This window comes from Kosakonia sp. S42 (assembly GCF_016624785.1).
Classification (GTDB): domain Bacteria; phylum Pseudomonadota; class Gammaproteobacteria; order Enterobacterales; family Enterobacteriaceae; genus Kosakonia; species Kosakonia cowanii.
On the sequence record NZ_JACVTW010000002.1, the window covers coordinates 415,667 to 427,805 of the forward strand.

The window sequence follows — 12,139 nt, forward strand, 5'->3', positions numbered from 1 at the left end:
ACTATGCAGCTAAACATCACCGGACAAAACGTTGAGATTACCGATGCCCTGCGCGAGTTTTTAAACAGCAAATTCGCCAAGCTGGAGCACTATTTCGACAGGATTAATCAGGTTTATGTTGTGTTGAAAGTGGAAAAGGTGGCGCACATTTCAGATGCCACGCTGCATGTGAATGGAGGCGAACTGCATGCCAGTGCGGAAGGACAAGATATGTATGCTGCTATTGACGGTTTAATTGATAAACTGGCGCGGCAGCTCACGAAGCATAAAGATAAACTGAAACAACACTAATTGTCCGGGCGTCCGTCTGGCGCGTTGCACCCGACCGCAACCCGGTTGGGTGCTGGCTCCGGCGTCGCTTAGGTGAAATTATGATGAATAACGATTCGGCTCTTCAACTGAGCACAGTGCTTAACCAGGAATGTACCCGTAGCGGCGTTCACTGCCAGAGTAAAAAACGCGCGCTGGAAATTATCAGCGAGCTGGCGGCGAAACAGTTAGGTCTGCCGCCGCAGGTGGTCTTCGAAGCGGTTCTTACGCGTGAAAAAATGGGCAGTACCGGCATTGGTAACGGTATCGCCATTCCCCACGGCAAGCTCGAAGAAGATACACTGCGCGCCGTCGGCGTGTTTGTGCAACTCGAAACGCCGATTGCCTTCGACGCTATCGATAATCAACCCGTCGATCTGCTCTTTGCCCTGCTGGTGCCGGCAGATCAAACCAAAACGCATCTGCACACCCTTTCGCTGGTCGCCAAGCGGCTGGCAGATAAAACCATTTGTCGGCGCCTGCGCGGCGCGCAGAGTGATGAAGAGCTCTATGAGATCATCACGCAGACAGAAGGCGAGCGCGGCGATGCGTAACCGGGTAAGACTCTACTTGTCAGTCGTTCTGAGGAGAAATGCCCCATGGTCCTGATGATCGTCAGTGGTCGTTCGGGTTCAGGGAAATCCGTGGCGCTACGCGCACTGGAAGATATGGGTTTCTACTGTGTTGATAACCTGCCGGTTGTGCTGTTGCCGGAGCTGGCGCAAACCCTCGCCGATCGCCAGATCTCTGCCGCCGTCAGTATCGATGTGCGCAACATGCCGGAGTCGCCGGAGATCTTTGAGCAGGCGATGAGCAATCTGCCGGAGGCGTTTTCGCCGCAGCTGCTCTTTTTAGATGCGGATCGCAACACCCTGATCCGCCGCTACAGCGACACGCGCCGCCTGCATCCGCTCTCAAGCAAAAACCTGTCGCTGGAGAGCGCCATCGATGAAGAGAGCAATCTGCTTGAGCCGCTGCGTTCGCGTGCCGATCTGATTGTTGATACCTCAGAGATGTCGGTGCATGAGCTGGCAGAGATGCTGCGCACGCGCCTTTTAGGCAAACGCGAGCGCGAGCTGACCATGGTCTTCGAATCCTTCGGCTTCAAGCACGGCATTCCTATCGATGCCGATTACGTCTTTGACGTGCGCTTCCTGCCGAACCCGCACTGGGATCCGAAACTGCGTCCGATGACCGGCCTCGATAAGCCCGTCGCTGCATTCCTCGACAGGCACACCGAAGTGCATAACTTCATCTACCAGACGCGCAGTTACCTCGAGCTCTGGTTGCCGATGCTGGAGACCAACAACCGTAGCTACCTGACGGTTGCCATCGGCTGTACCGGGGGTAAACACCGCTCTGTCTATATCGCCGAACAGCTGGCGGACTACTTCCGCTCGCGCGGCAAAAACGTGCAGTCCCGTCACCGTACGCTGGAAAAACGCAAAACATGACCGTAAAACAAACCGTTGAGATCACCAATAAACTGGGCATGCACGCGCGCCCGGCGATGAAACTGTTTGAACTGGTACAGGGCTTTGACGCGGAAGTGCTGCTGCGTAACGAAGAGGGTACCGAAGCGGAAGCCAGCAGCGTGATCGCTCTGCTGATGCTGGATTCCGCCAAAGGCCGACAGATTGAAGTCGAAGCCAGCGGCCCTCAGGAAGAGGAAGCGCTGGCGGCGGTGGTGGCGCTGTTTATCGCCGGGTTCGACGAAGAGTAATCAATGCAGGTTGTTACTCTGCAAAAAGCCTTCGCCACCCAGCTGTTGCATCTGGCGCATGATCCACGCCTGACGGTTACGCACATAACCTGAAGGCGCTGCCGCTTTATAACGAATCGGGTTCGGCAGCACCGCCGCCAGCAGCGCGGCTTCTGACATTGTCAGGCGGCTCGCGGGTTTATGAAAATAGCGCTGCGACGCCTCTTCAACACCAAATATGCCGTCACCAAACTCCGCAATATTCAGGTAGACCGTCAGGATACGCCGTTTCGTCCATACCGCTTCCGTTGTTACCGTCAGGCCCGCCTCCAGCCCTTTTCGCAGCCAGCTTTTACCGTCCCACAAAAAGAGGTTTTTCACCGTCTGTTGCGACAGTGTCGAAGCGCCACGAATGCGGTTCTCATGCTTTTCATTATGCGAGAGCGCTTTTTCGATCGCCTCCACATCTAATCCCCAGTGATCGGGAAAGCGCTGATCTTCAGCGGCAACCACCGCCAGCGCCATCCACGGTGAGATCTCATCCATGCTGACCCAGTCCGAGTGGGCGACATAGCTAAAATCCCCGCTCAGCCACGCGCTCAGCTGCCGCTCGACCATCACTGCGGAAAACGGCACGGGTAAGAAGCTGAACAGCAGAATACCGCCGCCCCAGAAGGCCACCAGCACTAACAGAACACGCAGAAGAAGACGTTTCAGCGCGGCCTTCAGCTTACCGCCTCCGCCTCGCTTCATTCGCACAATACCAGCACGCGCGTCACCAGCTTCTCAATTCCTGTTGCCGCCTGGGCAATATCTTCCGCCAGCATATAAGCCGGCGTGGTCACCACTTTGTTCTCTTCATCGACAACAATATCGTCCACCGGACACGGCACGTGCTCCGCGCCCATCTCTTCCAAAACTTCAGCAGTATCGACATCGGTCCCGATGGTCAGACGCAGCGGGAAGTCGAAAATTTTCGGCAGCGTCGCTGGCGCAATACACATAAAACCGAGCGGTTTTCCAGCCTCGTGCATCGCCAGCGCGAGGCTTTTCAGATCGCTGTCCACTTCGCAGTCGCCGCCGAGGCTGGCAAAGCTGCTGAGGTTTTTCGCCGCGCCAAAGCCGCCGGGGACAATCAGCGCATCCAGATCGTTTACTGATGCCTGCGCCAGTGGCGCGATCTTGCCGCGGGTAATGCGGGCGGCTTCCACCAGCACGTTACGACTTTCCGCCATGCTTTCGCCGGTGAGGTGATTGATAACATCACTTTGTGCTTTATCGGGCGCGAAACAGACGGCCTCTGCGCCGTTGCGGGCAAGCGCCAGCAGGGTAATTACCGCTTCGTGGATCTCGGAACCGTCATACACACCAGACCCACTAAGAACAACGCCGACTCTTTTCATGCCAAACATCCTTTCTGCGAATTGCGGTCAATAACTAAAAATTTTGATAAGGAAGCCTTGCTTCACACATTTCACTGATTGCTGTAACAAATCATTTAAGATTTGCTATCTTATGTGCGTGTGGTCGAATTTTAATAGACTGCGCCCTTGCAATTAAAACCAAAAATTACGGCGCAGCCACGGTTTCCCTGGTGTTGGCGCAGTATTCGCGCACCCCGGTTAATCCGGGGTCATTTTTTTGCAGCGTCTGCCACCCAGGCTTTGAGCACCGCGACATCATTGCGCCACTCCTGCTTCATCTCTTCCACCCATTCGCCGACATTATCCCACCAGGCGGGAAGATCCGGAGACTGGATCTGCTGGCCTAACTGCTGCAGATGGCGCAGGCCGACGGATCCGGCAGCGCCCTTAATTTTGTGCCCCTCTTCGACAATCCCTTTCTGGTCGCGCGCGGTGAGGTTCGACTCCAGCACGCTCAGGTAGCCCGGCATCATCTTCTCAAACACTGCCAGCCCATCGGTAATCAGCTTCGGCCCAACCAGCTCGAGATACTGCTCAAGCATGGCGGTATCCAGCAGAGTTTGCGCTTTGTCGTTGTCTATCGTTGCCACCTGTTCCTCCTCCTCATCTCCGGCGTCCCAAAACTTTTTGATCATTGCCGTTAATGCCGGCACTGCCAGCGGTTTGCTTAAAACATCATCCATGCCGGCATCCAGATACTCCTGCTTATCTTTCAGCACGTTAGCGGTCAGCGCCACCAGCGGCGGCAGCTCGTCACGTGAATAGCGGCTGGTAAGCGCGCGCGAAATATCCAGCCCGGTCATATCCGGCAGCTGAATATCGAGCAGCACCAGGTCATATTCGCCCGGTGCAAACATCTCCAGCGCCTCACCGCCGGTCATCGCCACATCAACGCTATTGCCGAGTTTCTCCAGCACCGAGCGCGCGACAATCACGTTGAGTTCGATATCTTCTACCAGCAGCACATGCAGCGCCGGTAAAGGCATCTCATCCTCTTCGAAAGCGTCGTCAACCTCTTCCGCCACCGCAGGGGCATGGACGGTCAACGTAAAGAGCGAGCCGCTGCCAGGCTGGCTGCTGACAGTGATATCACCGCCCATGCTTTTCGCCAGACGTCGCGAGACCGCAAGCCCGATGCCGGTACCGGTGGCCGGTTTGCCGCCGTGGCTATCTTTCACCTGATAATACATGGCGAAGATTTTGTCCTGCTCATCGCGCGGAATACCGATCCCGGAGTCCTGCACTTCGAAGTGGAGGATCTCACCTTCGTCATAGCGCACACGCACCGTCACCTGCCCTTCGCGGGTAAATTTCACCGCGTTGCTGATCAGGTTCCAGAGGATCTGCCGCAAGCGGGTGCCGTCGGTGATCACCTGGTGTGGCAGCGGCAGCGTCGGCTCCAGCTCGAAGCGCAGCCCTTTTTGATGCGCCTGCAGCCCGGAGAGGTTCTCCAGATCCGCAAGGAAGCTGGTGAAGTCGAGCGGCTGGTTATCGAGCTGCACTTTGCGCCGCTCCATCTTATCCATGTCGATAATATCGTTGAAGATATTGCCCAGCGTCACCGCAGAGACATGGATCGTTTTGAGGTACTTCTCCTGTTCAGGCGCCAGGTCAGTATCCAGCAGAATGCGGCTCAAGCCGACGATGCCGTTAAGCGGCGTACGCAGCTCGTGGCTGATGGTAGAGATAAAGGTGGTCTTGTCGCGGCTGGCGCGCTCCAGCGCATCCTGATAGCGCTTACGCTCGGTAATATCGCGCCCGAAGCCCATCAGCCCGTGGCGTTTACCGACGCGGTCATAGTAGGGAACTTTACGGATTTCGAAGCAGGCTTTGCGCCCGTCAGGATAATCCAGCCACTGCTCATAGGTGAGCGAGACGTTGTGACGAAACACTTTCTCGTCGGTTTCAATCACTTTTTGCGCCGCCTCCGGCGAGTAGACATCCTGCGGCTTGAGGTGAATCAGCTGCTTTTCGCTTTTGCCAGTGAGCAGCTCCATCGCACGGTTGCAGCCGGAAAACTCTTTATCTTCATTGCGATAGAAGACCAGATCGGGGGAGGCATCAAGGAAAGAGCGCAGGAAAGAGGATTGCTGTTCGAGCTGGATCTGCGTCTGCTCGCGCTCCTGCATCTCAATCTTCAGCCGCTCAAACGTTGCCTGTCGCTCCGCTTCGGCCTTCTCGCGATCGCTGATCTCCTGGTTAAGCTGCATGATGTTGTCTTTAAGCTTCACGTTGAGCTTAAGATCGCGCTCGCGCATCTCTTCCAGCTTCTCCACCAGCCGCGATAAGCGCTGGCGTGACTCCTCAAGTTGCTCAACCACTACCGATAAGAAGTAGACCGCCCAGGGGGTGATCAGCAGACCAAAGAAGATAGAGCGGATCACGTCAATACGCTCAACCTGCCCCTGCAACACCATCGTGACCGCCATTTGCACCACGATGGCCAGCACCACCAGCGCCAGCGCCAACAGCATGGAAAAGCGCACCAGACCCAGCTTCATCATCAGGTCGACGTAATATTGCGCCAGTAAACGGATTTGCTTCATAGCGTTTTCCTTAAACAAGTCCGCTCAATAATACTCAATTCTGAGCAAGGCGTTGAAGCTTGTGCGAAAAATGCGGCAATAATGTGTGGTTGACCCGGGTTCAGGCGGGTAGCGTCCAGCCGCGCCCCAGCGCCGTGCCCTGGCCGCCGTGTACAGTAAGGTAGGTGTTAAGTTCGACCATGCCGGTCCAGCGGTTTTCGCACCACAGCGGCGCCAGCAGGGTCGGACGACGGGCGCTGGCAGAAACGCGGTGGTAGATTACCTCTGGCGGCGTGTGGCGGATCATCTCGCCCGCAATGACGGTGTACTCCTCAAGCCCGATGGCGTTCAGACGCCCCGCTTCCCAGGCTTTTGCCATAATGCTGCCCTTCACAATATGCAGCGGGTGCAGCTTGATGCCGTCGACGCCGGTTTCGACCACGCGCTCAAGCGTCGCCATGCAATCCGGCAGCCGCTCGCCCGGCAGGCCAGCAATCAGATGGGTACAGACCTTCAGGCCGCGCTCGCGGGCGAGCCGCGCGGTATGTTGGTAACAGGCGAAATCGTGCCCGCGATTGATGCGGTGCAGAGTTTTATCGTGCGCGGTTTGTAACCCCAGCTCCAGCCACACCTCAAAACCCTGCTGGCGGTAGTCACACAGCAGGTCCAGCACCGCGTCCGGCACACAGTCGGGACGCGTTCCGACACACAACCCAACCATATTGGCCTGGCTCAGCGCCTGCTGGTACATCTCGCGCAGCACCTGCACTTCCGCCCAGGTGCTGGTATAGGCCTGAAAATAGGCGAGATAGCGCCGGGCGCGGTTAACGCGCTGCGCCTGTTCAGCAAGCTGCACCGCAATTGAGCGGTACTGCTGCGCCTCATCGGCAAAAGAGGCGACGTTGCAGAAAGTACAGCCGCCGCGGCCCAACGTGCCATCGCGGTTTGGGCAACTAAAGCCGCCGTGTAGCGTCAGCTTATGAACTTTTTCGCCATAGCGCCGGGCAAGATCCCCACCAAACATATTGACTAATTTCTGTAACTGCATAATCTGAAAGGCCGCCCAAATCAAAGGGCGTAGCCTGCCACTATTAGCTTTCATCGGCGATGACCTGGATCAATCGCCCGGGAAGGCTTTATCCATTGCATAACCAGTCAACATAACCGCTATTTCATTCACCATCAGGGTGATTACTTTTCCTTATGCTGAAAGGTAAATTTGCAGAAATAGGTCTCCACCTGAAAAACAGTGTGATTATGCGGCACGGGTCACAGAAGCAGGATAATAATCTGCTAATAAAAGTCAGGTCAGAACAGAAGAGCGGAAACAGCGCTTTACTACAGTGAGTCAGATCACACTCTCCCAGCGCATTATGCTTCCATAACTGAATGTAAAACTGATTAAACATCCTTTTAAATCAATTGGATGAATGTCTGTTAGCACATTTTTGGATAAATAAGCTCGGCATTTGACCTGTGTGCGGATTCCCGATAAGTTGGAAATCCGCTGGAAGCTTTCTGGATGAGCAGTCTGCTCATCATATTTATGCAGTAATTGAGATTCCCTCTTAAGCAAGTCCTCAACACTTGTGAATCGATGCGAAAAGGAAATGAAGAGGGCGACATACGAGGCCATTGCCCCGTCGCCATGCTCTTTCTGCGCCTGTGCGTAACGATCGGGAGGGCTCTCGCAGAGCCTGGGGAGGTTCACTGATATGTTGTACGATAAATCTCTTGAGAGAGATAACTGTGGTTTCGGCCTGATCGCCCACATAGAAGGCGAACCTAGCCACAAGGTAGTGCGTACCGCTATTCACGCACTGGCCCGCATGCAGCACCGCGGCGCGATCCTTGCCGATGGTAAAACCGGTGACGGTTGCGGCCTGCTGTTGCAAAAACCTGACCGTTTCTTCCGCATCGTCGCCGAAGAGCGCGGCTGGCGCTTAGCCAAAAACTACGCCGTCGGCATGCTGTTCCTCAATCAGGATCCGGAAAAAGCGGCTGCATCGCGTCGTGTTGTAGAAGAAGAACTTCAGCGTGAGACTCTCTCGCTTGTTGGCTGGCGCGATGTGCCGACCAACGAAGGCGTACTCGGTGAAATCGCCCTCTCCTCACTGCCTCGTATTGAGCAAGTTTTCGTTAACGCCCCGGCCGGCTGGCGTCCGCGCGATATGGAGCGCCGTCTCTTTATTGCCCGCCGCCGCATTGAAAAGCGTTTACAGGAGGATAAAGAGTTCTACGTTTGTAGCCTCTCTAACCTCGTCAACATCTATAAAGGTCTCTGTATGCCGGCGGATCTGCCGCGCTTCTACCTGGACCTGGCTGACCTGCGTCTGGAATCGGCCATCTGCCTGTTCCACCAGCGTTTTTCCACCAACACCGTGCCGCGCTGGCCGCTGGCCCAGCCTTTCCGCTATCTGGCGCACAACGGTGAAATCAACACCATTACCGGTAACCGCCAGTGGGCGCGCGCGCGTACTTACAAATTCCAGACGCCGCTGATCCCCGATCTGCATGATGCTGCGCCGTTCGTCAACGAAACCGGCTCTGACTCCAGCTCGATGGATAACATGCTGGAACTGCTGTTAGCAGGCGGGATGGATATCGTGCGCGCCATGCGCTTACTGGTGCCGCCAGCCTGGCAGAACAACCCGGAGATGGATCCGGATCTGCGCAGCTTCTTCGACTTTAACTCCATGCATATGGAGCCGTGGGACGGCCCGGCGGGCATCGTGATGTCCGATGGGCGTTTTGCCGCCTGTAACCTCGACCGTAACGGTCTGCGTCCGGCGCGCTACGTCATCACCAAAGATAAGCTCATCACCTGCGCTTCTGAAGTGGGCATCTGGGATTACCAGCCGGATGAAGTGGTTGAGAAAGGCCGCGTCGGGCCAGGCGAACTGATGGTTATCGATACCCGCGGCGGGCGCATTCTGCACTCCGCCGAGACCGATGACGATCTGAAAAGCCGCCACCCGTATAAAGAGTGGATGGAGAAAAACGTCCGCCGCCTGGTGCCGTTTGAAGATCTCTCCGACGATGAAGTCGGCATCCGTGAGATGGATGACGATCTGCTCACCAGCTACCAGAAACAGTTTAACTACAGCTTTGAAGAGCTGGACTCGGTGATCCGCGTGCTGGGCGAGAACGGCCAGGAAGCGGTCGGCTCGATGGGCGATGATACGCCATTCGCCGTGCTCTCCAGCCAGCCGCGCATCATTTATGACTACTTCCGCCAGCAGTTTGCGCAGGTCACCAACCCGCCTATCGATCCGCTGCGCGAAGCGCATGTAATGTCGCTGGCGACCAGTATCGGCCGTGAAATGAACGTCTTCTGCGAAGCGGAAGGCCAGGCGCACCGTCTGAGCTTCAAATCGCCGATTCTGCTCTACTCCGATTTCAAACAGCTCACCACCATGACCGAGGAGCACTATCGCGCGGATACGCTCGATATCACCTTCGACGCCACGGCAACGACGCTGGAAGAGACCATTAAAGCGCTGTGCGACAAAGCGGAAGCGATGGTGCGCGCCGGTACCGTTCTGCTGGTGCTCTCCGATCGCAATATTGCCAAAAACCGCCTGCCGGTTCCGGCACCAATGGCAGTTGGTGCGATTCAGGCGCGCCTGGTGGATAAGAACCTGCGCTGCGACGCCAACATCATTGTTGAAACCGCCAGCGCCCGCGATCCGCACCACTTTGCGGTGCTGCTGGGCTTTGGCGCAACGGCGATCTACCCCTACCTGGCGTATGAGACGCTGGCAAAACTTATCGACAGCAAAGCGATTGAGAAGAATTACCGCACGGTGATGCTGAACTACCGCAACGGCATCAACAAAGGGCTGTACAAGATCATGTCCAAAATGGGCATCTCGACTATCGCCTCTTACCGCTGCTCAAAACTGTTTGAAGCAGTCGGCCTGCACGATGATGTCACCGAGCTCTGCTTCCAGGGTGTGGTCAGCCGTATCGGCGGTGCCAGCTTCCCGGACTTCCAGCAGGATCTGTTGAACCTCTCCAAACGTGCCTGGCTGGCGCGCAAACCGCTGGAGCAAGGCGGCTTGCTGAAGTACGTTCACGGCGGCGAATACCACGCCTATAACCCGGACGTGGTGCGCACGCTGCAAAAAGCGGTTGAGAGCGGCGACTACAGCGATTATCAGCAGTACGCGAAGCTGGTTAACGAGCGTCCTGCGGCAACGCTGCGCGACCTGCTGGCCATTACGCCGGGCAGTGAAGCGGTAAGTCTTAACGACGTTGAACCGGCGACAGAGCTGTTTAAACGCTTCGATACGGCGGCGATGTCTATCGGCGCGCTCAGCCCGGAAGCACACGAAGCGCTGGCGGAAGCGATGAACAGCCTCGGCGGCTTCTCCAACTCCGGCGAAGGCGGCGAAGATCCGGCGCGCTACGGCACCAACAAAGTGTCGCGTATCAAGCAGGTCGCTTCAGGTCGCTTCGGCGTCACGCCAGCCTACCTGGTGAACGCTGATGTTATCCAGATCAAAGTGGCGCAGGGCGCGAAGCCGGGCGAAGGCGGTCAGTTGCCGGGCGATAAAGTGACCCCGTACATTGCCAAATTGCGTTACTCCGTCCCGGGCGTGACGCTGATTTCGCCGCCGCCGCACCACGATATCTACTCAATCGAGGATCTGGCTCAGCTGATTTTCGACCTGAAACAGGTCAACCCGAAGGCGCTGATCTCCGTCAAACTGGTTTCCGAACCGGGTGTTGGCACCATCGCGACCGGCGTGGCGAAAGCCTATGCCGATCTGATCACCATTGCCGGTTACGACGGCGGTACCGGCGCAAGCCCGCTCTCCTCCGTAAAATACGCGGGCTGCCCGTGGGAGCTTGGGCTGGTGGAAACCCAGCAGGCGCTGGTGGCGAACGGTCTGCGTCATAAGATTCGCTTGCAGGTCGATGGCGGTCTGAAAACCGGTCAGGACATTATCAAAGCAGCGATTCTCGGTGCAGAGAGCTTCGGTTTCGGTACCGGCCCGATGGTGGCGCTGGGCTGTAAATACCTGCGTATTTGTCACCTCAACAACTGCGCAACCGGTGTGGCAACCCAGGATGAGAAGCTGCGTAAGAATCACTACCACGGGCTGCCGTTCAAAGTGACCAACTACTTTGAATTTATCGCCCGTGAAACCCGCGAGCTAATGGCGCAGCTGGGCGTGAAACGCCTGGTGGATCTGATTGGCCGCACTGACCTGCTGAAAGAGCTTGATGGCTTTACCGCGCGTCAGCAGAAGCTGGATCTCTCCAAACTGCTGGAGACCGCTGAACCGCATGCCGGTAAAGCGCTCTACTGCACCGAGAGCAACCCGCCGTTCGACAATGGTGTGCTGAATGCCCAGCTGTTGCAGCAGGCGAAACCGTTTGTTGATGAGCGCCAGAGCAAAACCTTCTGGTTTGATATCCGCAACACTGACCGCTCGGTTGGCGCGCTGCTCTCTGGCTATATCGCCCAGACGCATGGCGATCAGGGCCTGGCATCGGATCCGATTAAGGCTTACTTCAGCGGTACCGCAGGCCAGAGTTTCGGCGTCTGGAACGCGGGCGGCGTTGAGCTTTACCTCACCGGCGATGCCAACGACTATGTCGGTAAAGGCATGGCGGGCGGGCTGCTGGCGGTACGTCCGCCGGTCGGTTCGGCGTTCCGTAGCCACGAAGCGAGCATTATCGGTAACACCTGCCTGTATGGCGCAACCGGCGGTCGTCTGTACGCCGCAGGCCGCGCGGGCGAGCGTTTCGCCGTGCGTAACTCCGGTGCGATTACCGTGGTTGAAGGCATTGGCGACAACGGCTGTGAATATATGACAGGCGGTATCGTCTGCGTACTCGGCAAAACCGGCGTCAACTTTGGCGCGGGCATGACCGGCGGCTTCGCCTACGTGCTGGATGAAGATGGCGAGTTCCGCAAGCGCGTGAACCCGGAGCTGGTGGAAGTGCTGAGCGTCGACGATCTGGCGATCCACGAAGAGCATCTGCGCGGGTTGATTACCGAGCATGTGCAGCACACCGGCTCGCAGCGCGGCGAAGAGATGCTGGCCAACTGGCCGACATTTGCCGCCAAATTTGCCCTGGTTAAGCCGAAGTCCAGCGATGTGAAAGCGCTGTTGGGTCACCGTAGTCGTAGCGCGGCAGAGTTGCGCGTGCAGGCGCAGTAAGGA

9 protein-coding genes are annotated in these 12,139 nt (G+C 56.9%); 5 read left to right on the forward strand and 4 right to left on the reverse strand.

The window, feature by feature from the left end; all coding sequences use genetic code 11:
- The first annotated feature begins 3 nt into the window (after nucleotides 1-3).
- The 4 genes from hpf to npr all read left to right on the forward strand — a co-directional run bounded on the left by hpf (nucleotide 4) and on the right by npr (nucleotide 2,032).
- A complete protein-coding gene (gene hpf, locus IAE50_RS05385; RefSeq protein ID WP_200579751.1) occupies nucleotides 4-291 on the forward strand; it encodes a ribosome hibernation promoting factor in 288 nt (95 codons plus the stop codon).
- A gap of 80 nt (nucleotides 292-371) precedes the next feature.
- The gene (gene ptsN, locus IAE50_RS05390; RefSeq protein ID WP_023480947.1) at nucleotides 372-863 is read left to right on the forward strand and encodes a PTS IIA-like nitrogen regulatory protein PtsN; all 492 of its coding nucleotides are present in this window, start codon (nucleotides 372-374) and stop codon (nucleotides 861-863) included.
- Nucleotides 864-908: 45 nt separating this feature from the next.
- Complete coding sequence (rapZ, locus tag IAE50_RS05395; protein ID WP_023480906.1) at nucleotides 909-1,763, forward strand: RNase adapter RapZ; 855 nt, start codon at nucleotides 909-911, stop codon at nucleotides 1,761-1,763.
- A complete protein-coding gene (gene npr, locus IAE50_RS05400) occupies nucleotides 1,760-2,032 on the forward strand; it encodes a PTS phosphocarrier protein NPr (RefSeq protein WP_023481048.1) in 273 nt (90 codons plus the stop codon). The genes rapZ and npr overlap by 4 nt, the downstream gene beginning before the upstream one ends.
- On the opposite strand, the gene mtgA is transcribed toward npr, so the two are convergent.
- The 4 genes from mtgA to IAE50_RS05420 form a co-directional block, all read right to left on the reverse strand.
- Nucleotides 2,033-2,764 (reverse strand): monofunctional biosynthetic peptidoglycan transglycosylase, encoded by a 732-nt coding sequence (mtgA, locus tag IAE50_RS05405; RefSeq protein ID WP_200579752.1) that lies wholly within the window; start codon nucleotides 2,762-2,764, stop codon nucleotides 2,033-2,035. It abuts the gene before it with no gap.
- Entirely contained in the window at nucleotides 2,761-3,414 is a 654-nt protein-coding gene (gene elbB, locus IAE50_RS05410; RefSeq protein ID WP_094422264.1) for an isoprenoid biosynthesis glyoxalase ElbB, read from the reverse strand. The genes mtgA and elbB overlap by 4 nt, the downstream gene beginning before the upstream one ends.
- A 230-nt stretch (nucleotides 3,415-3,644) precedes the next feature.
- On the reverse strand, nucleotides 3,645-5,981 hold the full coding sequence (gene arcB, locus IAE50_RS05415; protein ID WP_042715680.1) for an aerobic respiration two-component sensor histidine kinase ArcB: 2,337 nt from the start codon (nucleotides 5,979-5,981) through the stop codon (nucleotides 3,645-3,647).
- A 100-nt stretch (nucleotides 5,982-6,081) separates the two neighbouring features.
- Nucleotides 6,082-7,008 (reverse strand): TIGR01212 family radical SAM protein, encoded by a 927-nt coding sequence (locus IAE50_RS05420; protein ID WP_200579775.1) that lies wholly within the window; start codon nucleotides 7,006-7,008, stop codon nucleotides 6,082-6,084.
- 667 nt (nucleotides 7,009-7,675) lie between these two features.
- Between IAE50_RS05420 and gltB the strand changes: the two genes are divergently transcribed.
- Nucleotides 7,676-12,136, forward strand: coding sequence for a glutamate synthase large subunit (gene gltB / locus IAE50_RS05425; protein WP_200579753.1), 4,461 nt, complete (start codon nucleotides 7,676-7,678; stop codon nucleotides 12,134-12,136).
- Nucleotides 12,137-12,139 lie beyond the last annotated feature (3 nt).